Source organism: Rhizobium anhuiense bv. trifolii (genome assembly GCF_024346605.1).
In the GTDB taxonomy this organism is placed as follows: domain Bacteria; phylum Pseudomonadota; class Alphaproteobacteria; order Rhizobiales; family Rhizobiaceae; genus Rhizobium; species Rhizobium anhuiense.
The window spans coordinates 4,166,670-4,188,694 of the sequence record NZ_CP098803.1 but is presented as its reverse complement, the minus strand read 5'-3'; the positions used below and the strand labels follow the sequence as shown (position 1 = coordinate 4,188,694).

At 61.5% G+C, this 22,025-nt stretch carries 19 protein-coding genes and 1 other RNA gene; 8 read left to right on the top strand and 12 right to left on the bottom strand.

Annotation, left to right across the window (positions count from 1 at the left end; genetic code table 11):
* Window positions 1-97 precede the first annotated feature (97 nt).
* The 7 genes from NE851_RS29270 to tkt all read right to left on the bottom strand — a co-directional run bounded on the left by NE851_RS29270 (window position 98) and on the right by tkt (window position 8,865).
* The gene (locus NE851_RS29270) at window positions 98-1,123 is read right to left on the bottom strand and encodes a class I fructose-bisphosphate aldolase (RefSeq protein ID WP_028755517.1); all 1,026 of its coding nucleotides are present in this window, start codon (window positions 1,121-1,123) and stop codon (window positions 98-100) included.
* A gap of 224 nt (window positions 1,124-1,347) precedes the next feature.
* The gene (locus NE851_RS29265; protein ID WP_254959525.1) at window positions 1,348-2,547 is read right to left on the bottom strand and encodes a phosphoglycerate kinase; all 1,200 of its coding nucleotides are present in this window, start codon (window positions 2,545-2,547) and stop codon (window positions 1,348-1,350) included.
* Between the two features lie 69 nt (window positions 2,548-2,616).
* Window positions 2,617-4,491, bottom strand: a complete 1,875-nt coding sequence (locus tag NE851_RS29260) for a potassium/proton antiporter (RefSeq protein ID WP_047616477.1) — start codon at window positions 4,489-4,491, stop codon at window positions 2,617-2,619.
* Window positions 4,492-4,984: 493 nt separating this feature from the next.
* Window positions 4,985-5,164 carry a hypothetical protein gene (locus tag NE851_RS29255; RefSeq protein WP_028755520.1) on the bottom strand — a complete coding sequence of 60 codons (180 nt, stop codon included), beginning with the start codon at window positions 5,162-5,164 and terminating at the stop codon, window positions 4,985-4,987.
* Between the two features lie 90 nt (window positions 5,165-5,254).
* A complete protein-coding gene (locus NE851_RS29250) occupies window positions 5,255-5,569 on the bottom strand; it encodes a hypothetical protein (protein ID WP_028755521.1) in 315 nt (104 codons plus the stop codon).
* A 229-nt stretch (window positions 5,570-5,798) separates the two neighbouring features.
* Complete coding sequence (gene gap, locus NE851_RS29245; protein ID WP_028755522.1) at window positions 5,799-6,809, bottom strand: type I glyceraldehyde-3-phosphate dehydrogenase; 1,011 nt, start codon at window positions 6,807-6,809, stop codon at window positions 5,799-5,801.
* Window positions 6,810-6,891: 82 nt separating this feature from the next.
* The gene (gene tkt, locus NE851_RS29240) at window positions 6,892-8,865 is read right to left on the bottom strand and encodes a transketolase (protein ID WP_168332521.1); all 1,974 of its coding nucleotides are present in this window, start codon (window positions 8,863-8,865) and stop codon (window positions 6,892-6,894) included.
* Between the two features lie 333 nt (window positions 8,866-9,198).
* On the opposite strand from tkt, the gene NE851_RS29235 reads away from it, so the two are divergent.
* The 3 genes from NE851_RS29235 (at window position 9,199) to ssrS (ending at window position 10,205) form a co-directional block, all read left to right on the top strand.
* Window positions 9,199-9,474, top strand: coding sequence for a DUF4164 domain-containing protein (locus NE851_RS29235; RefSeq protein ID WP_012758879.1), 276 nt, complete (start codon window positions 9,199-9,201; stop codon window positions 9,472-9,474).
* A 125-nt stretch (window positions 9,475-9,599) separates the two neighbouring features.
* Window positions 9,600-9,977 (top strand): cell division protein ZapA, encoded by a 378-nt coding sequence (locus tag NE851_RS29230; RefSeq protein WP_028755524.1) that lies wholly within the window; start codon window positions 9,600-9,602, stop codon window positions 9,975-9,977.
* A gap of 69 nt (window positions 9,978-10,046) precedes the next feature.
* Window positions 10,047-10,205, top strand: a non-coding RNA gene (gene ssrS / locus NE851_RS29225) — 6S RNA.
* Between the two features lie 429 nt (window positions 10,206-10,634).
* On the opposite strand, the gene NE851_RS29220 is transcribed toward ssrS, so the two are convergent.
* The 3 genes from NE851_RS29220 to NE851_RS29210 all read right to left on the bottom strand — a co-directional run bounded on the left by NE851_RS29220 (window position 10,635) and on the right by NE851_RS29210 (window position 12,662).
* Window positions 10,635-11,618 (bottom strand): NAD-dependent epimerase/dehydratase family protein, encoded by a 984-nt coding sequence (locus tag NE851_RS29220; RefSeq protein ID WP_254959524.1) that lies wholly within the window; start codon window positions 11,616-11,618, stop codon window positions 10,635-10,637.
* Window positions 11,619-11,716: 98 nt separating this feature from the next.
* Window positions 11,717-12,253 carry a helix-turn-helix transcriptional regulator gene (locus NE851_RS29215; protein WP_028755527.1) on the bottom strand — a complete coding sequence of 179 codons (537 nt, stop codon included), beginning with the start codon at window positions 12,251-12,253 and terminating at the stop codon, window positions 11,717-11,719.
* A 76-nt stretch (window positions 12,254-12,329) separates the two neighbouring features.
* The gene (locus NE851_RS29210; RefSeq protein ID WP_028755528.1) at window positions 12,330-12,662 is read right to left on the bottom strand and encodes an ArsR/SmtB family transcription factor; all 333 of its coding nucleotides are present in this window, start codon (window positions 12,660-12,662) and stop codon (window positions 12,330-12,332) included.
* A gap of 68 nt (window positions 12,663-12,730) precedes the next feature.
* Here NE851_RS29210 and NE851_RS29205 point away from each other — a divergent pair, with 68 nt between their 5' ends.
* The 3 genes from NE851_RS29205 (at window position 12,731) to NE851_RS29195 (ending at window position 16,698) form a co-directional block, all read left to right on the top strand.
* A complete protein-coding gene (locus NE851_RS29205) occupies window positions 12,731-13,213 on the top strand; it encodes an SRPBCC domain-containing protein (RefSeq protein WP_028755529.1) in 483 nt (160 codons plus the stop codon).
* Between the two features lie 134 nt (window positions 13,214-13,347).
* Window positions 13,348-14,379 (top strand): phosphogluconate dehydrogenase (NAD(+)-dependent, decarboxylating), encoded by a 1,032-nt coding sequence (gene gnd, locus NE851_RS29200; RefSeq protein WP_028755530.1) that lies wholly within the window; start codon window positions 13,348-13,350, stop codon window positions 14,377-14,379.
* Between the two features lie 204 nt (window positions 14,380-14,583).
* The gene (locus NE851_RS29195) at window positions 14,584-16,698 is read left to right on the top strand and encodes a mechanosensitive ion channel family protein (protein WP_254959523.1); all 2,115 of its coding nucleotides are present in this window, start codon (window positions 14,584-14,586) and stop codon (window positions 16,696-16,698) included.
* Between the two features lie 4 nt (window positions 16,699-16,702).
* On the opposite strand, the gene NE851_RS29190 is transcribed toward NE851_RS29195, so the two are convergent.
* Complete coding sequence (locus NE851_RS29190) at window positions 16,703-17,080, bottom strand: DoxX family membrane protein (protein ID WP_028755532.1); 378 nt, start codon at window positions 17,078-17,080, stop codon at window positions 16,703-16,705.
* Between the two features lie 235 nt (window positions 17,081-17,315).
* On the opposite strand from NE851_RS29190, the gene mprF reads away from it, so the two are divergent.
* Together mprF and NE851_RS29180 are read left to right on the top strand one after the other, a co-directional pair.
* The gene (gene mprF / locus NE851_RS29185) at window positions 17,316-19,922 is read left to right on the top strand and encodes a bifunctional lysylphosphatidylglycerol flippase/synthetase MprF (protein ID WP_063475351.1); all 2,607 of its coding nucleotides are present in this window, start codon (window positions 17,316-17,318) and stop codon (window positions 19,920-19,922) included.
* A complete protein-coding gene (locus NE851_RS29180) occupies window positions 19,919-21,301 on the top strand; it encodes a virulence factor family protein (RefSeq protein ID WP_028755534.1) in 1,383 nt (460 codons plus the stop codon). Before mprF ends, NE851_RS29180 begins: the two co-directional genes overlap by 4 nt.
* 140 nt (window positions 21,302-21,441) lie before the next feature.
* Here NE851_RS29180 and NE851_RS29175 read toward each other — a convergent pair whose 3' ends face one another.
* Window positions 21,442-22,005 (bottom strand): DinB family protein, encoded by a 564-nt coding sequence (locus tag NE851_RS29175; protein ID WP_097543112.1) that lies wholly within the window; start codon window positions 22,003-22,005, stop codon window positions 21,442-21,444.
* Window positions 22,006-22,025: the final 20 nt, after the last annotated feature.

Genomic DNA, 22,025 nt, shown 5'->3' with positions numbered 1-22,025 from the left:
GGTTTTTCAAGGAACGAAGCGGTTTCTTGTCGCCGTGACAATGAGAGGGCAGGAAGCTGTGTTTGCCGCTCCCTGCCCAAATCTCAAGCTTGAAAAATCAGGCTGCCTTTTCCAGGTCTTTCTTCCAGCTGCCCTTGGCGGCGAGGCTGTTCATCTCGGCGCGGTGGGTGAACTCGCGCTGGCCGGCGGCGACGTTTTCCTGTTTGCCGTTCCAGGCCTTGAGCGCGCTGTCCTGCAGGGCGCGGCCGTAGGAGAAGGTAACGAACCAGGGCAGGTCGGCTGTGGCATTGATGGCGGAAAGATGCGCACTCGCCTCTTCGGTCGACTGGCCGCCGGAGAGGAAGGCAATGCCGGGAACCGCTGACGGAACCGTGCGCTTCAGCACCTGCACGGTACGTTCGGCGACTTCCGCGACCGAGGCTTTGCGGGCATTCTTACCGTCGATCACCATGTTCGGCTTCAGGATCATGCCTTCGAGGCTGACGCGGGCATCGGCCAGTTCCTCGAAAACGATGCGCAGCGTAGATTCGGTCACTTCGGCGCAGCGGTCGATAGTGTGGTCGCCCGGCTTGCCGTCCATCAGGCATTCCGGCTCGACGATCGGGACGATCCTGGCCTCCTGGCAGAGTGCGGCATAACGAGCAAGCGCCTGAGCGTTGGCGCGGACGGAACCGCGGGTCGGCAGCGTCGATGAGATGGCGATGACGCCGCGCCATTTGGCGAAGCGGGCACCGGCTTCATAATACCGGGCAAGGCGCTCGCCGAGACCGTCTAGGCCTTCGGTGATGGTTTCGCCAGGATACTTGGCCATCGGCTTGGCGCCGGTATCGACCTTGATGCCGGGAATGGAACCGGCAGCGCGGATGATATCGACGAACGGCGTGCCGTCCGCGGCCTTTTGGAAGAGCGTCTCTTCGTAAAGGATGACGCCGGAGATATATTTCTTCATCGCCTCGTCGGAGCGGAAGAGCATCTCCCGGTAGTCGCGACGGCTCGTTTCGGTCGATTCGAGATTGATCGTGTCGAAACGCTTCTTGATGGTGGAGGTCGATTCATCAGCTGCGAGCAGTCCCCGGCCGCCCGTAACCATCTGCACTGCAATGTCTTCCAGTCGTTCGCTCATCTCGTTCTCTCCACAGCATTAAACATCGGCGATTAAGAATATAGGACGGCGATAACAGAAGTTTATAGAGAGGAAAATGGAAGGCTAAGTCATTGAAACGATTGAAATCAATTCAATCGTTTGAAAATCTGGGATTTTTTCCGCGCGCTGAGCAAAAGACCGCGGAAAGCGCTTGGCCTCCACGGTCTATCCACATGTAAAACCTGTCAAATCAGGTTTTGCGATTATCTGCCGTTGAGGACGGCGACGCCGGGAAGCTCTTTGCCTTCCATCCATTCGAGGAAGGCGCCGCCGGCGGTCGAGACATAGGTGAAGTCGTCGGCAACGCCGGCATGGTTCAGGGCTGAGACGGTGTCGCCGCCGCCGGCAACCGAGGTGAGCTTGCCGGCGGCGGTGCGCCCCGCGGCGTATTTCGCGGCAGCAACGGTTGCGGCATCGAAGGGTTCGATCTCGAAGGCGCCGAGCGGGCCGTTCCAGACCAGGGTTGCAGCGCGCTCGATCCAGGCGTTGATGGCCTCGACGGATTTTTTGCCGACATCGAGCACCATGGCATCGGCGGGAATAGCGTTGATATCGACCGTCTCGTTGGCAGCACCTGCCTTGAACTCGCGGGCGATCACGCCATCCTCCGGCAGGATGATGGCGCAGCCGGCGGTCGCGGCCTCGATCATGATCTGCTTGGCGATTTCGGCGAGATCATGTTCGCAGAGCGACTTGCCGACATTGGTGCCGCGGGCGGCGATGAAGGTATTGGCCATGCCGCCGCCGATGACGAGCGCATCGACCTTCTTCACGAGGTTCATCAGGAGGTCGATCTTGGTCGAGACCTTGGCGCCGCCGACGATCGCGACAACAGGACGAGCGGGATCGCCGAGGCCTTTTTCCAGCGCCTCCAACTCGGCCTGCATGGTGCGGCCGGCATAGGCCGGCAGGTGGTGAGCAAGGCCCTCGGTCGAGGCATGGGCGCGGTGGGCGGCGGAAAAGGCGTCGTTGACATAGATATCGCCATTGGCGGCAAGCGCCTTGGTGAAGTCGGCGTCGTTCTTTTCTTCGCCCTTGTGGAAGCGGGTGTTTTCCAGAAGCAGGATATCGCCGTCATTCATCGCGGCGACGGCGGAGGCGGCTGCCTCGCCGATGCAGTCGGAGGCCGTCAGCACGGCATGATCAAGCACTTCCTCGACCGAAGGGGCGATCAGCGACAGCGAGAGATCAGGCGAAGGGCCGTCCTTCGGCCGGCCGAAATGGGCCAGCAGGATCACCTTGGCGCCCTTCTCAGACAGTTCGAGAATCGTCGGCGCCACACGCTCGATGCGGGTCGTATCGGTGACCTTGCCGTCCTTGACCGGAACATTGAGGTCGACGCGGACGAGAACGCGCTTGCCGCGGATGTCAGTGAGATCGTCAAGGGTCTTGAAAGAAGGCATGGGCAGATCCAGTCTTGGTTGGCGGAAGTTGCGCCGACCATAGCAAGGATCATTCGAGACGCAAGGCGTTCAACGGCCGTTTTCGCGTGTGCCTTCGTCGCCTCTGGCGGCCGCTTTCGGCGCGCTTTCGGCGGCCTTGGTTTCGCGGTTCCGGCGCCCGTTCAGCCGGTCGCGGATGCGCTGGATGATGTCCTTGAGATTGATGAAGATTGGCAGCGTGATCGCCGGCTCCACAGCTTCGAGCGACATGCCGACGGAGGTGATGTGGTCGTGCTCGTCGAGATCGCGGACGATGAGGATGATCGAGCCGAGGCGGACGCGGTCGGCATAATCGGCCTTGCCGCCCAGGCGCTGCCGCATCAATTCGGCGATCGTCAGGCCCTTTTCGGATTCATTGAGCAGGCCGGGTCCATAGGCGGCGTCGAGATCGGCGGCGGGGCGGGCGGGGGAGAGTGCGAAGGCTCCGAAGAATTCGGCATCGTCTTCATCGACAGGCGCACGGCTGGCGAAGAGCCGGTCGAGCAGGCGGGAATAGCTCGGCACGATGAAGAGATAGACGAGATCGTTCTCGCGCAGCCGCCCGGCATATTGATATCGCATCGACTTGCCGTCGCGGATGACGAGCGAGGGTGTCGCCCAGCGCGGAATACGCTCGCCCCGCAGCACCGGACTATCCTTGATGACGCGGTAGGAGAGCAGTTCGTGGTTGGCAGCACCCGGCAGGTCGACCTCGACCTTGTCGACGGCGCCGATGCGCGGCGGAATGATCAGGCCGAGCTTCTTGGCGACGGGCTTGATCGTCCAGCCCTGCAGGAGCAGCGAGACCAGTACGATGATGAAGGCGGTATTGAAATAGATCTGGCCGTTTTCCAGCCCGCCGAGGATCGGCATGATGGCGAGCAGGATGGAGACGGCGCCGCGCAGACCGACCCAGGCGACGAAGCCGATTTCCTGCTGCGTGTAATCGAAGGGAAGCAGCGACAGCCAGACCGCCAATGGCCGGGCGACGAAGATCAGGAAGAGGGCGAGCAGGATGGCCGGCACGATGATGACCGGAAATTGCGATGGCGTGGCGAGCAGGCCGAGCACCAGGAACATGATGATCTGCGCCAGCCACGTCATGCCGTCCTGGAAGCGCTTGATGGTGCCGATCGCCTGCATCTTGCGGTTTCCGGCATAAATGCCGGCGACATAGACGGCGAGGAAGCCGCTGCCGCCGACCGCGCCGGTGAAGGAGAAGACGAGAAGGGCGAGCGCCAGCACGAAGATCGGCGTCAGGCCGCGATCGGTATCGAGCTTGCTGACGATCAGCACGATCATCATGCCGCCGAGCAGGCCGAGGATGACGCCGAGGCCCATCTGCTGCACGAACATGGCGAGCATGCCGATATTGATGCCGGCATAACGCTCGCCGCTCGCCAGCACCTCGACGAGGGCGATGGTGAGGAAAATCGCCATCGGATCGTTGGTGCCGGATTCGACTTCCAGCGTCGAGCGCACCTTATCGCGGATGTTGATGCCGCCGATGCGCAGCAGGAAGAAGACGGCGGCGGCATCCGTCGATGCGACGATCGAACCGAGCAGCAGACCTTCCAGCCAGGTGAAGTTCAAAAGCCACATGGCGGCAACGGCAAAGAGCGAGGCGGTGATCAGCACGCCGACCGAGGCGAGCGCCAGAGAGGGCACGGCTGCCAGCCGGAAGGCCTGCATCGGGGTGCCGAAGCCGGAATCGAACAGGATGACGGCCAGCGCGATGGAGCCGAGAATATAGGCGAGATAATTGTTGCTGAACTCGATGCCGAGGCCGTCAACGCCGGCGGCAAGGCCGATCATCAGGAAGAGCAGCAGCAGGGGGGCGCCGAAGCGGAAGGCGAGCAAGCTCGAAAAAGCGGCAAGAAGCACGAGCGCCGTCGAGACTAGCACCACGATATAGAACGCTTCCATGCCCACCCCTTTCCATCGACTGCTTCGCGAATACGGCCACCCCGGACCGATCCGTCCCGTTTCAACCCCTCCACACGCGCGGCGATCCATCAGTAAACGGCAAAACGCCAGAGAAGGGTAGGCCTTGCGGCTTAACCTCGTCGCGATGCTGCATCATGCTGCTGAACTGTTGCCGGACGGCCAACCGATACGGAATGCTACGGGAGAAACTCTCTATAAAGAATGTATAGGAAAATCAGGCGAGAGCAGGGCAAAAGAGCTGGGCACGGATTTTTCCTGCCGGCATCTGCGAATGGCAACAGGATAAGACACGCTCCCTCCTTTCACGCGGCCCGTTTGCGCTGTCCAATGACGGGAAGAATGGATTGCAGGCGCGAATGCGGAGAGCGGGGAAATTGAACGCGGAGATTTTTCGATATCGGGTGGAAATGCCGGCCGCCCAGCGAGAGCAGCCGGCTGTCGTTTCGTGCCAGAAGCGCCGGCTCTTGCTCTGCTATCCCAACGTTGCCTGAAGTATGACGATGGCGAGAAACGAGAGGCCAATGAACGCGGCAACCCAGATGACCAGACGATTGGCCTTTGCCAGCACGGCAGGCCTGACGTCCCGCTTGGGGTGAAACCGCTGCCGCCGTTTGAGGCTGGTGTGGGACAAGCGTTTTTGTGCTTCTGCCATTGATCACCTCCACTTGGCTCATTCTAGCCATTGTGCAGCGCTACGCATTTCCTCAATCTAGCACGCCAAGCCAGCGGATTGCCAACTCGCTCAGTCTTCTGTGTCCTCGCCCTCGTCGGTCAGATCCGCGACCGGGACCAGGAATACGACGAACTCGTCCTCGATCGTCCGTTCAGGATCGTCGTCGAATTCATAGGCGTGCTCGACCTCGCTTGCTTCCTCGGCTGTCGCCTTGCGCAAGCTCAGGGCCGCTTTGCGGTCCCAAAGAGGCTTGCCTTCGGATTCCAGGATGGTCAGGTCGTCGCGAAAGTCTTCCGCCTCGAAGAAATGCGTCGCTTCCTCACTGTTTTCCGAGCGGAAACTGGCAACGGCACGGCCGGCGATTTCAACGGTAAAGTAATCCATTCATCTCTCTTTATCTCCCCGAGACGACGATGCGGCTGCAGGGGTTATGGATGACGCCGTGCCGGCTTGGGAACCGAGCCGGTACTGACGGCCTGTGCATATCGAATGCCCAAGGCCGCTCATCCTACCAGATCCGGTGCTGGAAATGGGAAATGATGCGGCGTGAGCATGTATAGCAAAAAAACGGCCCGGTTTCCCGGGCCGCTTACAATAGTCAATCGTCAGGCTCTTAGATGAGCTTGGCGAAGGCGACGGCCGTATCGGACATGCGGCTGGAGAAGCCCCACTCATTGTCGTACCAGGACAGGACGCGCACGAAGTTGCCTTCCATGACCTTGGTCTGATCGGTTGCGAAGATCGAGGAGTGGCTGTCGTGGTTGAAGTCACGGGAGACGAGCGGCTCGTCGGTGTAGCCGAGGATGCCCTTCAGCTTGCCGTCTGCAGCAGCCTTGATGGCTTCGTTGATTTCGCCGACGCTGGTCGCCTTCTTGGCGACGAACTTGAAGTCGACGACGGAAACGTTCGGGGTCGGAACGCGGATCGAAGTGCCGTCGAGCTTGCCCTTCAGATGCGGCAGAACGAGGCCGACGGCCTTGGCTGCACCCGTCGAGGTCGGGATCATAGAAAGGGCGGCCGCGCGGGCGCGATACAGGTCCTTGTGCATCGTGTCGAGCGTCGGCTGATCGCCGGTGTAGGAGTGGATGGTGGTCATGAAGCCGTGGTCGATGCCGACGGCGTCGTCGAGAACCTTCACGACCGGCACCAGGCAGTTGGTGGTGCATGACGCGTTGGAGATGACCAGGTGCTCCTTGGTGAGCTGGTCATGGTTGACGCCGAAGACGACCGTCAGGTCGGCGCCATCGGCAGGAGCCGAGACGATGACGCGCTTGGCGCCGGCCGTCAGATGAGCTGCGGCCTTGTCGCGGGCGGTGAAGATGCCGGTGCATTCCATCGCGATGTCGACGCCGAGTTCGCGGTGCGGGAGCGTTGCCGGATCCTTGATCGCCGTGACCTTGATCGGCTTGCCGTTGCCGACGATGATCATGTCACCCTCGACCTTCACCGTCGCCGGGAAGCGGCCGTGGATCGAGTCGTAGCGCAGCAGGTGGGCGTTGGTTTCGACCGGGCCGAGATCGTTGATGGCAACGACTTCGATGTCGGTGCGGCCGGATTCGACGATGGCGCGAAGGACGTTACGGCCGATGCGGCCGAAACCGTTGATGGCAACCTTGACTGTCATGTGCATTCACTCCCGATAGAGTAGGGCCCGATAAGGCAGGGCCTGGAATTGAGGAGATGGAGAGCGCCTCAAGGCGCCCTCATTAAAGCTTTGCTTCGGCGGCCGCAACGACGGCGTCGGCGGTGATGCCGAAATGCTTGTAGACGTCCTTCACCGGGCCGGAAGCGCCGAAGCTCTTCATACCGATGAAAGTGCCTTCCGGTCCGATGAACGCATCCCAGCCTTCGCGAACAGCGGCTTCAACAGCGATCTTGACCGGCGAATTGCCGAGGACTTCCTTGCGGTAGGCGTCCGGCTGCTCGAAGAACAGTTCCGTGCAGGGAACCGATACGACACGGACGGTCACGCCCTTGGCTTCAAGCACCGTACGAGCGGCAACGGCGATTTCGACTTCCGAGCCGGAGGCGAAGATCGTCACCTTGGCGTCGGCATTGCCGGCCAGCGTATAGGCGCCCTGTTCGCAGAGGTTCTTTTCGCTGTATTCGGTACGGGCGGCGAGCAGGTTCTGGCGCGTCAGAGCAAGGCCCGAAGGACGGTTGTGCGTCTTGATGGCGATCTGCCAGCATTCCGCTGTTTCCGTGGCGTCGGCAGGCCGGAAGACCATCAGATTCGGGATGGCGCGCAGACCGGCGAGTTGTTCGACCGGCTGATGCGTCGGGCCGTCTTCGCCGACGCCGATCGAGTCATGCGTCAGGACGTGAATGACGCGAATGCCCATCAGCGCCGCCAGGCGGATCGGCGGGCGGCAATAATCCGAGAAGATCAGAAAGCCGCCGCTATAGGGAATGAGACCGCCATGCAGTGCAATGCCGTTCATGGCAGAGGCCATGCCGTGCTCGCGGATGCCCCAATGCACGTAACGGCCGGCGAAATCCGTCGGTGTGATCGAGTGCATCTGGCTGGTCTTGGTGTTGTTCGAGGGTGTCAGGTCGGCGGAGCCGCCGAGCGTTTCCGGCAGGAAGCCGTTGATGACCTCGAGTGCATCTTCCGAAGCCTTGCGGGTCGCAACCGTCGGCTTGGTTTCGGCGACCTTCTTCTTGTATGCGCTGATCGCGGCGTCGAAGCCTTCCGGCAGTTCACCTGCCATGCGGCGGGTGAATTCGGCCTTGGCGGCGGCGTTGGCGAGAGTTTCCTCCCAGGCCTTGACGATATTGTCAGAGCGAGTGCCGGCTGCGCGCCATGCGTCGAGGACGTCGGAGGGGATGACGAAGGGCTCGTAATCCCAGTTCAGCGCCTTGCGGGTGGCGGCGATTTCCTCGGCACCGAGCGGGTTGCCGTGTACCTTGTGGGTGCCCTGCTTGTTTGGGGCGCCAAAGCCGATGATCGTCTTGCAGGCGATGAAGGTCGGGCGGTCGGACTTGTGGGCGGCTTCGATCGCCTCGGCGATGGCGGCCTGATCGTGACCGTCGATCTCGATGGTGTTCCAGTGAACGGCCTTGAAGCGAGCAATCTGGTCGGTGGAGTCCGACAGCGAAACGGCACCGTCGATGGTGATCGAATTGTTGTCCCAGAAGAGGATCAGCTTGTTCAGCTTCAAGTGGCCGGCAAGCGCGATCGCCTCATGGCTGATGCCTTCCATCAGGCAGCCGTCGCCATTGATGACATAAGTGTAGTGGTCCTGCAGGTCGGAGCCGAACTCCTCGCGCAGCTTGCGCTCGGCAATCGCCATGCCGACGGCATTGGCAATGCCCTGACCGAGCGGGCCGGTCGTCGTTTCGATGCCGGTCGCGTGACCATATTCCGGATGGCCGGCGGTCTTCGAACCGATCTGACGGAACTGCTTCAGATCTTCGACCGTCATGTCGGGATAGCCGGTCAGATACAGCAGCGAATAGAGCAGCATCGAGCCATGGCCGGCCGACAGCACGAAGCGATCGCGGTTCGGCCAGTGCGGCTTCTTCGGATCGAAGCGCAGATATTTGGTGAACAGGACCGTTGCCACGTCAGCCATGCCCATCGGCATGCCCGGGTGGCCGGAGTTCGCCTTTTCGACGGCGTCCATGGCGAGAAAACGGATCGCATTCGCCATCCGGTCGTGTTGTTCGGGAGAGGTCATGGCTTTTCCGCAAGTTCCGGGTGTCGGGGGATGGCCTCGAGCCTCCAAGACCATCGTGTGAAAGCGGCAGAGACATAGCAGTTGGAACGGGCAAGTCAATAAATGGCAGGCTAAATCCGGGCGGACAGCGGCGATTTTTGACATTTGATCGCGCGATTGTACAAATGACGAATCTGCTGCGGCGAGCACGTGTAAAGTGCTCATCCACAGGATAGGCCGGTGGGCAAGTGACAGGATTTATTGACGGGCCGTTTACGAGCGGCATATCCTTTTGAAATCACAGGATCGGCGCGGCGTGCCGATTCGCGGATTCTGTGCGGGAATCGGAAAGACATGATGCCCACAGGCAAAACCATGGAAGCAGCGCTCAACGAATTGAGACAGGCGATTTCGAGCCTCGAAAACGCCGTCGACATGCGCGTCGAGCGGCAGCGCGAGCAGGGTGAGATCGAGGGCGAGGTACGACGCGTGCACGCCGACCGCTCCCGGCTGGCGCAGGAGCTCGATCAGGCCGAATTCCGCGCCAACCGGCTGGAAGAGGTCAATCGCGAGGTATCCCGGCGGCTGGTGACGGCCATGGAAACGATCCGCGCGGTTCTGGATCGCTAGAACAGGATGATTTTGGGCTGTGGCCCAAAATCTGAATCCTGTTCTAATTTAAAAAGTTAGAGCATGATGTCGTCCGAAAACCGCTCACACTTTTCGGCATCATGCTCTTATAGAAAGAGTTTGGTATGGCGCAGGTGACGGTAACGATCGACGGCAAGGCCTATCGCATGGCCTGCGAGGAGGGGCAGGAGGAGCACCTGTCCGATCTCGCCACCCGTTTCGACGGCTATGTCGGCCACCTCAAGGGACAGTTCGGTGAAATCGGCGATCTGAGGATCACGGTCATGGCCGGCATCATGGTCATGGACGAGATTGCCGAGCTGACGCGCCGCGTCGCCGGGCTGGAATCCGAACTCGAGTCGCTGCGCGGCAACCGCGACACGGTGCTTGCGGCCACCGCGCGCACCGAAGAAAACCTTGCGGCAGCACTCAGTGAGGTTTCGAGCCGCATCCGCGGCATCACCGACAAGCTGAACGGCCGCTCCGCCCCGGACCTGAACTGATCTCAATTAAATCAGGACGGTCTGCCACCGCCACTGGCGCGGCAGCGCAAACGTCCTTATATATCGCGATGCGGTCTGCGCCTCTCGACAGGAACCACAATCCCTGGGGCCATACTCGATCCAAAGGGAGCTGTCCCTGGCCAGGCCCGTGGGCCTGGACACACGGCGCCCACCTACGTTTGTAGGCACCCAGGATCGTAAACATCCATCGGTGGTCGTGGATCGCACCTTTCCCTTTCATCGTCGGCAGGGACGTCGCATCCGGCGGGCGAACGCCGACCAGGCCCTTGTTGACGAAGGTGAGGCCGCCGACGACAGCGGAATTTTCGGCCATTGCGACGGTCGGAATGGCGGCGGATGCCGCGAGAGCCACGGCAAACAGCCGCGATGCTATGGTCTGACATTCTTCATAGAGATACCCTCTCGGTCAAAAGCGCTCTCAAAACGGGCTCAGCCCGCAGGCTGGACACTGCTTCAAATGACACCCCCGCCTTGGATTCGATTTCCCGATGGCAGAACACGCCTTGGATTTCGTCGCCCCACATCCCCGTCAGACGGTCTATGACGGGATCATAATATCTGGATGACGCTTTTCGGCGAAAAGGCCATGCCGCGAGGATGCCGGGCTTTCGCCTATCCGTATTCCAGATCGTTGTTCTATCGGACCGGATAAGGCCCTTCGACAAAGGCCTGGTCATGGTAGCCTTTCGAGCCGACATCCAGCGCCAAAGGGCTTCGCCATTCCCTATTCTCGCGTAGGCAATCCAACACGAAACGGAAATCATATCGCGGCTGCCAGCCGAGTTCCCGCTTTGCGCGCGCGTTGACATAGACACGGTCGAGCGCCGGAAACATCTTCCAGCCGCGTGATGCATAGAGGGCGCTCGCACCCGGAAACAGGCGTTCGACGACATCAGGCGCATCGCGTCTGATCTCGGTGAGATCGCCTGATGAAAACGGCGTTGTGGCGGAGATGATGTAGCGGCCGAAGCCGATGGCCGGAGCTTTTTCGAGCGCCAGTAGATGGGCGCCGGCCACATCGCTGATATCGACGCGGCGATGAAGAAGCTCGTTGGCCTGGGCATTCTCCGGCGAATAGCCGTTGCGAATATCAGGATCGTCGTCGTTTTCGGGAAAGAAACGCGATGTCCTGAGAATGACAACCGGCAGGCCGGATTTGCGGGCGAAGAGTTCGCACACGCCTTCGGCGGCGAGTTTGGTGACTCCGTAGATGTTTTTTGCGACCGGAAGCACGTCCTCCGTCACCCATGCCGCCGGTTCGCCGGCAGCCGGCGTCAATGCCGCGCCGAATGTGCTGGTGGTGCTGGTGAAGACGAAGCTTGCGACGTCTGCGGCGACGGCTTCTTCGAGCAGGTTCAGCGTCCCGGCGATATTGATGTCGAGGAAATCGCGATTGTCGTGGGTCGCCACATGCGGCTTGTGCAATGTTGCGGCATGGATGACTTGGCTGATACCAGACATTACCTGCCGGACGAAGGCGCGATCACCGATCGAGCCGACCATATCGGTGAAAGCCGAGGGCTTGATATCTATGCCGCGCACCCAGCGGCTTTGCGCCCTCAAAGTGCGCATCAGCGCCTCGCCGAGATGGCCGGCACTTCCCGTCACCAGTATCGTCATCACATCGTCTCCTGAGCGTTTCGGCGGCCGACGCTATAAAGACCGAGGTTTCCGGACAACGCATAAATTATGCATGGGAATGCAGGAAAGCTGCAGGCTCAGCCGATGGTCGTGACAAGGCGGCCGGCGCTGCCATCGGAAAGCATGATCCTTTCCCAGCTCACGTGCCCGGCCGCAATCGGCAGCAGCGCATTGCCGTTGGCGCCGGTCTCGAGAATCAGCGACGAGAGCCTGCCTGCATGCCAGCCGCGCTCCTCCAGCGACTGCTCGGCTGCGGCGATTTCGGCGGAAGCATAAGAAAAAAGGGAACGGCCGAGAAAGGCAGCGAGCGGCGCCCGCCATTCCGCCTGCCGCGGGCGGGAGGCTGATAGCAGCCGGTGGGTCCGGTCGCAGATCAGATGCACCGGGCGAACGGAATCCTCGACCAGCCGCTTCAGCGCCGCATCGACTGCCGCATGTCGAGGCGCGGCGAAAATCCGTTCCAGCTTGACGGCCTGTTCGGATGAGAGGGCGAGCTGATCGCGCTCCCAGCGTGAGACCGTCGCCTGGTTGACGCCGAGGAGTTCGGCGAGATGTTCCTGCTTCATGCTGCGCAACAGCCGCATGCGGCGTATGCCGGCCCCTGTTATCATCATCTGTCCTGTCCAATGCTTTGCCGCCAGCATAGGGCTGTGGCGGGCCGGGCGACAAGGCGGTTGGACAGTCGGCATTTTATTCGGGCTGGCCTTCGAGATCGCTTCTCAGCCGGTCGAGTATAGAGAGCGCATGGCCGGCATAGGCGCTGATCCAGCGGTCGTAGATGTGCTTGATCGGCAGGCTGTTTAAGTGGTTCCAGCGTTCGCGGCCCTCCTTCCTGGCGATGACCAGGTCTGCCTCCTCCAGCACTTTCAGATGCTGCATCACCGTGCAGCGGTCCATCTGAGGAAACATCTCGCAGAGAGTTCCCGTGGTGCGGGGGCCATCCTTGAGCAGATCAAGGATTTCGCGGCGGCGATGATGCGCCAGCGCTTTGAAAACAGGGTCGTCGGTTGATTCGCTTGACATGTTATATTTTTATAACATAATGAAGCCAAGTACAATGGAACAGCACAATGGAGAAGAGGAGAAGTGCCATGTCTCTCGGAATCCGCATTTCCGGCCGTATCGGCCGCCCCGTGGCGGAGGTATTCGACGCCGTCGTCAACCCGAAGAAACTCAGCAGCTATTTCACCACGATCGGCGGGGCGAGCGCGCCGCTCGTCCAGGGCACGACGGTGACTTGGTGGAAGGATGCGCCAGTCGAAGTGATCGAACTCGTGCCGGAAAGCCGTATCGTGCTGCGATGGGACGGCGGCACCGGCGAGGATGAGGCAAGATACAAGACGCTGGTGGAGATGAACTTCAAGCCGCTGGAGGATGGTGGCACGCTGGTGACCATCGCCGAGACCGGCTGGCGCGAAGACGATGCCGGCCGGCGCGGCACCTATCTCAACTGCGAAGGCTGGACGCAGATGCTTTGCTGCATGAAGGCCTTCGTCGAATATGGCATCAACCTGCGCGAGGGCATGTTCCTCAGCGAAATGAAGGGTGAGCCGGCCAGCGCACCTGACGCTTGACGAAGCATTGGTTTGCAGGAGATCGGCGGCGCAATCGTCGCATCCGCCAATATCACCGAGACTTCGCTTGCCTGTCACACTGCGGGTGCTAATTTCCGGATTCGATACTTCATTTCGGTTTCCAGGAGATTCATATGCAGCTTGGCATGGTTGGTTTGGGCCGCATGGGCAATTATATGGTCCAGCGCTTGATGCGAGGCGGTCACGAATGCGTCGTTTACGACGCCAGGCCGGAAAGCGTCGCCGATCTCACGGGCCTCGGTGCGACCGGCAGTGCTTCTCTCGAGGAATTCGTCTCGAAGCTCACCCATCCGCGGGCGATCTGGCTGATGCTGCCGGCGGCGATCGTCGACAAGGTGCTGGCGAGCCTGGTGCCGCTGCTTGAGAACGGCGATATCGTCATCGACGGCGGCAACTCTTATTACCACGACGATATCCGCCGCGGCGCCGAACTCATCACCAAGGGCATTCATTATGTCGATGTCGGCACCAGCGGCGGCGTCTTCGGCCTCGAGCGCGGCTATTGCTTGATGATCGGCGGCGAGAAGGGCATCGTCCAGCATCTTTCCCCAATCTTCGCGACATTGGCGCCCGGCCCCGGCACGACGGAAGCCTCGCCGAACCGGAGCGCCAAAGCGGCGGCGGCCAGCACCGCCGAACAGGGTTACCTGCATTGCGGCCCACATGGCGCCGGCCATTTCGTCAAGATGGTGCATAACGGGATCGAATACGGTCTGATGGCCGCCTATGCCGAAGGCCTCAATATCCTGAAGCACGCCAATATCGGCGCTGCCTCGCACGAGGTCGATGCGGAAACCGCCCCGCTCGCCCATCCGGAACACTTCCAGTACGATCTGAACCTGCAGGACGTTGCCGAAGTCTGGCGCCGCGGCAGCGTCATCACTTCCTGGCTGCTCGATCTCACGGCCGATGCGCTGCATGCCGATCCGGCACTATCGAAATATGCAGGCCGCGTTTCCGACAGCGGCGAAGGCCGCTGGACGATCATGGCGGCAATCGATGAAAGCGTGCCGACGCCGGTGCTCAGTGCGGCGCTCTATGGCCGCTTCTCCTCGCGCGACAATGACGAATTCGCCAACAAGGTGCTGTCGGCGATGCGCGCGGGCTTCGGCGGCCACGTGGAAAAACCGGTCCCGAAATCCTGAGGCCGGCGGTTTCACTCGCCGTTCCGACAAAGCCGTCATCCTGACATAGCGAGCGCAGCGCTTCGTTCGAGGGCGGCGATGTCGGTATCTCCTAGCCATCGGTATGGTTTTCCTACTGCTTGCTGGCGGCAACGGTCGCGGGTATCCATTGCAAAATGTTGGGGCTGCTTCATCCAGGCGGCCGACTTTTCATCGGAGGCGGTCATGAAGCGTGGCATGGCAGGGGGCTTGAAGGCCGTCCTATTCGGCATATTGGCATTGCTTGCGCTTTTTTCGGCGGTTTCGCCTGGCTTTTCCCAGACGCCGCCGGCGCAAGTGCCTGCCGCGGCCACCCCGCCGGCGCAGGTGCGTGACATGATGGAGCTCATGCAGACGCCCGAGGTCAAGCAGTGGATGTCGACGCAGATGGCCGCGACGCCTGCGGCCAACGCAGCGTCTGAAAACCAGATGTCGGTTCTGTCAGGTCTGCTGCAGCATGCCCGCCGGCATGTCTCGATGGTCTCCGATGCGGCGATGACGCTGCCCTCGCAGGTCGGCAATGCCTCGTCGCTGTTCTTCGGTGAAATCGCCGTCACCGGCTGGCCGCGGATGGTGGCGCAATTCCTGGCGATTTTCCTGCTCGGCGCGATCGTCGAAAGCATTGCCCGTTATGCCTTCCGCCGCCGTCGCCGCCGGCTGATTGAGATGGCGGGCATGCATCTGGCGCCGCGCGTCATCCCGGCGCTGATCTTCGCGGCGGCGACCATGCTCACGCTTCTCAGCCTCAGCTGGCCGCCGTTCAGCCAAAGCATCGCGATCGTCTGCGTCGTCGCGCTCATCGTCCAGCGCTTTACGATCTGCCTCGGCGGCGTGCTGGTCGATCTCATCGGGCTGGCGCGGGCCGACGAAGAACGGCAGGGGATCACCGCTCCGATCATGCCGGGACGTGACGTCGCGCTCTTCTGGTATCGCCGCTGTGCGACCTTCGTCATCTATTTCATCTTCGGCTGGGCGGCGATCCAGTCGATGGAGCCGCTTGGCTATACCCCGAGCGCCCGGCTCCTCGTCGGCTATATCCTCGGCATCGGCCTGTTGCTGATCGCGATCGAGGCGGTCTGGTCACGGCCGCACAAGGACGAGAAGCGCGGTCACGGGACCTCCTGGGCGCTCACCGTCTATTTCCTGTTGCTGTGGAGCATCTGGGTTGCGGGCTTCAACTGGCTGCTTTGGCTCGGCATCTATGTGCTGCTGCTGCCGCGCGTGCTCGCCGTTTCGACGCTTGCGGTGAGATCGCTGCAGCAGACCGAAGCAAGTTTCCTGGCCACGCGCCGGATTGCGACGGTGCTGCTCGACCGGGGCGTGCGGGCATTGATCATTGCCGTTGCCGCCATCTGGCTTGGCCATATGCTCGGCGTCGGCGCCGATACGATGGCCGCGGGCGACACGATGGTCGACAAGATAGCTCGCGGCGTCATCGGCGGCATCGTCATCCTGTTGGCCGCCGACCTGCTCTGGCATGTCATCAAGGCCTATATCAATGGCAAGCTGCTCGATTCATCCGTGGATGGCGGAACAACGGATGAGGAGAAGGCCAAACGCGCGCGGATACATACGCTGTTGCCGATCTTCCGCAATATCCTTGCCGTGGTGATCGCCGTCATCGCCGTGCTGATGGTGCTGTCGGGCCTCGGTATCGAGATCGGGCCGCTGATCGCCGGCGCCGGTGTGGTCGGCGTCGCGGTCGGCTTCGGCGCCCAGACGATCGTCAAGGACGTCATCAGCGGCATGTTCTATCTCTGGGACGATGCCTTCCGTATCGGCGAATATATCGAGAGCGGCAGCCACAAGGGCGTGGTCGAGGCCTTCAGCCTGCGTTCGGTGAAGCTCAGGCACCATCGCGGCCCGCTGACCACCGTGCCGTTCGGCGAACTCGGGGCGGTCAAGAACCTCAACCGCGACTGGACGATCGACAAGATCAGCCTCAACGTCAAATACGACACCGATCTCGTCAAGGCGAAGAAGGTGATCAAGCAGATCGGCCAGACGCTGCTCGAAAATCCGGAATTCGGTCCGCACATCATCGAGACGCTGAAGATGAAAGGTGTCGAACAATTCGGCGAATTCGCAATCGAAATCCGGCTGTCGATGATGACGAAACCCGGCGAGCAATTCGTCATCCGCCGCAATGCGCTGGCGATGATCCGCAATGCCTTCAAGGAAAACGACATCGAATTCGCAGTGCCGACCGTGCAGGTGGCGGGCGATCGCGACGCGGAGGTCGATGCCGCCGTGGCGCGCTACGCCGCGCATGCACGGGCGGGCAGCGAGCCGGCGGCGTAAACCCTCACATCGCCCCGGCGGCTGCGATCAGCAGGCCACCGATGATCGCCATGTTGGTTTTCCAGGTATTGATCGCGCTGTCGCGCGCCGTACCCTGCATGTCCCAGAAATTCAGCAGCATGATGGTGGCGGCAAGGGTGAAGACGATGAGGCCGAATGCCGCCGCCGCGACGAAAAGTCCCAGCATCAGCAGGAGGCCGGCCGCGATCTGGAACAGGCTGCCCGAGAGCAGCACCCATTTTGCAAAGGGAACGCCGCGGGCTTCGATTGCCGCGGTCAACGGCACGATGACGAAAAAATGATGAATGCCGCCCGCGACATAGAGGCCGCCCAGCAATAGGCGTCCGAGGACAAGCATCATGAGGGCCGGACTATCCTGCATATCGAACCGTTCTCCCGGGTCTCAAATCCCGTCGTAGGGCCAAGTTCTTTCGAAGCTTACGAAAATGCAATGTGCCGCGACGCCGGCCTGCGCAAATTCGCCCCAATTGAGGATGATTGAGGCGCAAAGGGCGGGGCGGGGTAGCGGCGGCATGGCTTCATAGAGCTTCCATGCCTCCTATGTTACGTCTTTCAAAAATGATTCCCGCCACGCTAGCAGTTGCGACAGGTACGAGATGTCGGGTCACGGCAATTTGGAAAATATAGAAGAATCGGACGGCGGGTTTTCTTTTCGCGGGCTATTCAGACGGTACAGAACGCCGCTGACGGCCGCGGCGACACTCGTGGTCTTCTGCCTTGTCGGTTATGCGATCATGCAGCTGACCAACGAGGTGCGCTACGATGACGTCGTCGACGCGCTGGCGGCAACCCGGCCGAGCGCCATCCTGCTTGCTCTGTTCTTCACGGGGCTGAGTTTTCTCTCGCTGATCTTCTACGACCTCAACGCGATCGAATATATCGGCAAGAAACTGCCTTTTCCGCATGTGGCGCTGACGGCGTTCAGCGCCTATGCGGTTGGCAATACCGCCGGCTTCGGCGCGCTTTCAGGCGGTGCGATCCGTTACCGTGCCTATACGCGCCTCGGGCTCTCGCCGGAGGATATCGGCCGCATCATCGCCTTCGTCACGCTGTCCTTCGGTCTCGGGCTTGCGGGCGTCGCGGCGATCGCCCTCATCATCATCGCCGACGAGATCGGCCCGCTCATCGGTGTCAGCGCCTTCCTCCTGCGATTGATCGCCGGTTCGATCGTCGCCATCCTGGGCGCGGTGATGATCATCGGCCGTGACGGGCGCGTGCTCGATCTCGGCCCTGTGGCAATCCGCCTGCCGGATTCGCGCACCTGGTCGCGCCAGTTCCTCGTCACCGCCTTCGATATCGCCGCCTCGGCGTCGGTGCTCTACGTGCTGCTGCCGCAGACGGCAATCGGCTGGCCGGTCTTCCTCGCCGTCTATGCCATCGCCGTCGGTCTCGGCGTACTCAGCCACGTTCCGGCCGGCCTCGGCGTGTTCGAGACCGTGATCATCGCGTCGCTCGGCAGCGCGGTGAACATCGATGCGGTGCTCGGATCGCTGGTGCTCTACCGGCTGGTCTACCATGTGCTGCCGCTGCTGATCGCCGTGCTCGCGGTGTCGGCGGCGGAGCTGCGTCGTTTCGTCGACCATCCGGCCGCCTCCAGCGTGCGGCGCATCGGCGGACGGCTGATGCCGCAGCTGCTGTCGGCTCTCGCACTGCTACTCGGCGTCATGCTGGTGTTTTCGAGCGTCACGCCGACGCCGGACCAGAACCTCGAATTTCTCTCCAACTATCTGCCGCTGCCGATGGTCGAAGGGGCGCATTTCCTCTCCAGCCTGCTGGGGCTGGCGCTCGTCGTCGCCGCACGCGGCCTCGGCCAGCGGCTCGACGGCGCCTGGTGGGTGGCGGTGTTCTCGGCTGTCGCCGCGTTGACCTTGTCGCTGTTGAAGGCGATCGCGCTGGTTGAAGCCGCTTTTCTCGCCTTCCTCATCTTCGGGCTCTTCGTCAGCCGCCGGCTCTTTACCCGCCATGCCTCGCTGCTCAACCAGGCGCTGACGGCGTCCTGGCTGATGGCGATTGCCGTCATTGTCGTCGGCGCCGTCGTCATCCTGCTCTTCGTTTATCGTGACGTCGAATACAGCAACCAGCTCTGGTGGCAGTTCGAATTTACCGCCGAGGCGCCGCGCGGGCTGCGCGCCGTGCTCGGCATCACCATCATCTCGTCGGCGATCGCCATCTTCAGCCTGCTTCGGCCGGCGGCCTTCCGGCCGGAACCGGCCACGGACGAGGCACTGGCGCGTGCCGTCGAGATCGTCATGAAGCAGGGCAATGCCGACGCCAATCTGGTGCGCATGGGCGACAAGAGCATCATGTTCTCGGAAAAAGGTGACGCCTTCATCATGTATGGCCGGCAGGGCCGCTCCTGGATCGCACTGTTCGACCCGGTCGGCGAGCATCGCGCCGTGCAGGAGCTCGTCTGGCGTTTCGTCGAAGCGGCGCGCGCCGCCGGCTGCCGGGCGGTGTTCTATCAGATCTCACCGGCGCTGCTTTCCCATTGCGCCGATGCAGGCCTTCGCGCCTTCAAGCTTGGCGAACTGGCGGTTGCCGATCTCAGGACCTTCGAGATGAAGGGCGGCAAATGGGCGAACCTTCGCCAGACGGCAAGCCGCGCCCAGCGCGACGGGCTGGAATTCGCCGTCGTCGAGCCGCAGGACATAGCCTCGGTCATCGATGATCTCGCCGCCGTTTCCGCCGCCTGGCTCGAGCATCACAACGCCAAGGAAAAAGGCTTCTCGCTCGGCGCCTTCGATCCCGATTACGTTTCATCGCAGCCGGTCGGCATCCTGAAAAAGGACGGCAGGATCGTCGCTTTCGCCAATATCCTTGTCACCGAATCCAGGGAGGAGAGCACGATCGATCTGATGCGCTTCTCGCCGGACGCACCGAAGGGCTCGATGGACTTTCTCTTCGTGCAGATCATGGAATATCTGCGCGGACAGGGTTTCACCCACTTCAATCTCGGCATGGCGCCTCTTTCCGGCATGTCGAAACGCGAGGCGGCGCCCGTCTGGGACCGCATCGGCAGCACTGTTTTCGAACACGGCGAGCGCTTCTATAACTTCAAAGGCCTTCGGGCATTCAAATCCAAGTTTCATCCGCACTGGCAACCGCGCTATCTTGCGGTCTCAGGAGGGGGCAATCCGATGATCGCGTTGATGGACGCGACATTTCTGATCGGGGGCGGATTGAAAGGGGTAGTGAGAAAATGATCAGGACAATCCTTCTTGCCACGGCATGCGCCTGCATGCTCGCGGCCGCACCGGCTAATGCCGCCGAGGAAACCAAGCAGAGCTTCGAAACCGGGCTCATTCCGTCGCCGCACATCTTCCTGCCGGAAGGAGAGGTGAAAGGCACGGTGATGCTGATCTCGGATGCCGCCGGCTGGGGCGACTATGAGAAGGCCGAGGCCGACAGGCTGGTCGCCGAAGGCGCCGTCGTCATCGGCGTCGACTTTCCCTCCTACATCCAGGCGCTCAGCCGGTACGACGTCAGCCTCAACGACGGCTGCATCTACATGGTCTCGGATATCGAATCGCTGAGCCAGCAGGTGCAGCGCGCGACCGGCAACAGCGCCTATCATCTGCCGATCGTCGCCGGCATCGGCGAGGGCGGAGCCTTGGCGCTGGCGATCGCGGCGCAAACGCCGGATGCGACGATCGGCCAGACGCTTGCCGTCGATCCGGTCGCCGGCATTCCGCTCACCCAGGCACTTTGCACGCCGGCTTCCAAGCAGGTGGTTGGTCAACGCACAGTCTATGGACTCAGCGACGGCGTTCTGCCGGACCCTGTGATCACCGTCTTCACGCCTAATGCCAACAAGGATGGCCGGGCGCATGCCGAGGCATTGAAGAAGGCCCATGCCGAGATAGAAATCCGCGATTCCACCGATGATGCGCAGACGGTGTTTGCCGATACGCTCGACGATCTCGTCACCGCCTCCGGTGCCTTCGGCAACCCGCTCGGCCTGCCGTTGGCGGTGCTCGAGGCGACGCCCGCCTTCGATACGATGGCGGTGATCTATTCCGGCGACGGCGGCTGGCGCGACATCGACAAGGAGGTCGGCGGCACGCTGCAGAAGGAAGGCATTCCTGTCGTCGGCGTGGATTCGCTCCACTATTTCTGGTCCGAGCGTAAGCCGGAGGAGACAGCCGGCGATCTTTCGAAGATCATCGACTTCTACCGCAAGCAGTGGAAGGTGAAGCATGTGCTGCTCGTCGGTTATTCCTTCGGCGCCGATGTCGTACCCGCCACTTATCAGCTCCTCAAGCCGGCTGAAAAGTCGGCGGTGGCGCAACTATCGCTGCTGTCGCTGTCGCACGAAGTCGACTATGTCATTTCCGTTCTCGGCTGGCTCGGCCAGAAGACGGAAGGGGCGGGAGGCGATCCCGTCAGCGATGTGAAGAACATCGATCCGAAGCTCGTGCAATGCATCTACGGCAAGGACGACGATGACGATGTCGCCTGTCCGGCGCTGAAGGATAGCGGCGCCGAAGTCATCGAACTGCCCGGCGACCATCACTTCGACGAGAATTACGACCTTCTCACCAAGACGATCATCGACGGTCTGAAGAGGCGACTGCAGGACTAGAGCAATTCCAGGAAAAGTGCGAAGCGGTTTTCCGTCCGGAATTGTGTAAACAAAAGTTAGAGCGGTTCTGCGCTTCTGCGAAAAACCGAACCGCTCTAAAGCCCAGCGCGTCCGATAGGACGCGCTAAGGACGCTGATAATCAGCGCATCAGCGTCTCTTCGCTCCAGCCGAGTTCGGCGAGTTCTGTGCCACGAAATCGCGCATCGTCGGCGACGATGAACTCGTCGAGTTGCGGCGGAGCGACGCTGGTGCCGGAAAGCATCGCATGCACCTGGCCGCGATGATGGGTCTGATGCTGGAAGAGGTGGGCGAGCACGTCTTCCATCCGCTCCTCCTGGATGCGAGCGCCGCGATGGAGGCGGACGGTGGAGGCCAGCTTCTCCGGCGTCAGGGCCTCGCAAAGCGCTATCAGGCGCTGATCGACCTTCGCCTGCGCCTCTGCCAGCGAGGAAACGTCATCGAAGGGTTCGTCGACCTCGAAGGCTTGGAACCCGAGCGTGCCGCCTTCCAGGCCATCGACATAGAACCAATCGACCGTGATGATATGGTTCAAGGTTTCCTTGAGCGAGGGGAAGAAGCTGGTGCGCGGGGCCTCGAATTCACCGGGCTTCAATGCCGCGCAGGCCTGAAACAGCCGGCGGTTGGCAAGCGCATTGTTATAGGCAAGTTTGCGAAACGGCCTGACGGGATCGAAGGTCGGCATTGGCACATCTCCTCTTCACA

Bases quoted from the DNA above. Each gene is read 5' to 3' on its own strand.
- mprF (WP_063475351.1), top strand. From the start codon at position 17,316: ATGTCGGGTCACGGCAATTTGGAAAATATAGAAGAATCGGACGGCGGG.
- NE851_RS29260 (WP_047616477.1), bottom strand. From the start codon at position 4,491: ATGGAAGCGTTCTATATCGTGGTGCTAGTCTCGACGGCGCTCGTGCTT.
- NE851_RS29215 (WP_028755527.1), bottom strand. From the start codon at position 12,253: ATGATGATAACAGGGGCCGGCATACGCCGCATGCGGCTGTTGCGCAGC.
- NE851_RS29190 (WP_028755532.1), bottom strand. From the start codon at position 17,080: ATGCAGGATAGTCCGGCCCTCATGATGCTTGTCCTCGGACGCCTATTG.
- NE851_RS29210 (WP_028755528.1), bottom strand. From the start codon at position 12,662: ATGTCAAGCGAATCAACCGACGACCCTGTTTTCAAAGCGCTGGCGCAT.
- NE851_RS29255 (WP_028755520.1), bottom strand. From the start codon at position 5,164: ATGGCAGAAGCACAAAAACGCTTGTCCCACACCAGCCTCAAACGGCGG.
- NE851_RS29220 (WP_254959524.1), bottom strand. From the start codon at position 11,618: ATGACGATACTGGTGACGGGAAGTGCCGGCCATCTCGGCGAGGCGCTG.
- NE851_RS29195 (WP_254959523.1), top strand. From the start codon at position 14,584: ATGAAGCGTGGCATGGCAGGGGGCTTGAAGGCCGTCCTATTCGGCATA.
- NE851_RS29250 (WP_028755521.1), bottom strand. From the start codon at position 5,569: ATGGATTACTTTACCGTTGAAATCGCCGGCCGTGCCGTTGCCAGTTTC.
- NE851_RS29175 (WP_097543112.1), bottom strand. From the start codon at position 22,005: ATGCCGACCTTCGATCCCGTCAGGCCGTTTCGCAAACTTGCCTATAAC.
- NE851_RS29235 (WP_012758879.1), top strand. From the start codon at position 9,199: ATGATGCCCACAGGCAAAACCATGGAAGCAGCGCTCAACGAATTGAGA.
- NE851_RS29230 (WP_028755524.1), top strand. From the start codon at position 9,600: ATGGCGCAGGTGACGGTAACGATCGACGGCAAGGCCTATCGCATGGCC.
- NE851_RS29180 (WP_028755534.1), top strand. From the start codon at position 19,919: ATGATCAGGACAATCCTTCTTGCCACGGCATGCGCCTGCATGCTCGCG.
- tkt (WP_168332521.1), bottom strand. From the start codon at position 8,865: ATGACCTCTCCCGAACAACACGACCGGATGGCGAATGCGATCCGTTTT.
- gap (WP_028755522.1), bottom strand. From the start codon at position 6,809: ATGACAGTCAAGGTTGCCATCAACGGTTTCGGCCGCATCGGCCGTAAC.
- NE851_RS29265 (WP_254959525.1), bottom strand. From the start codon at position 2,547: ATGCCTTCTTTCAAGACCCTTGACGATCTCACTGACATCCGCGGCAAG.
- NE851_RS29205 (WP_028755529.1), top strand. From the start codon at position 12,731: ATGTCTCTCGGAATCCGCATTTCCGGCCGTATCGGCCGCCCCGTGGCG.
- NE851_RS29270 (WP_028755517.1), bottom strand. From the start codon at position 1,123: ATGAGCGAACGACTGGAAGACATTGCAGTGCAGATGGTTACGGGCGGC.
- gnd (WP_028755530.1), top strand. From the start codon at position 13,348: ATGCAGCTTGGCATGGTTGGTTTGGGCCGCATGGGCAATTATATGGTC.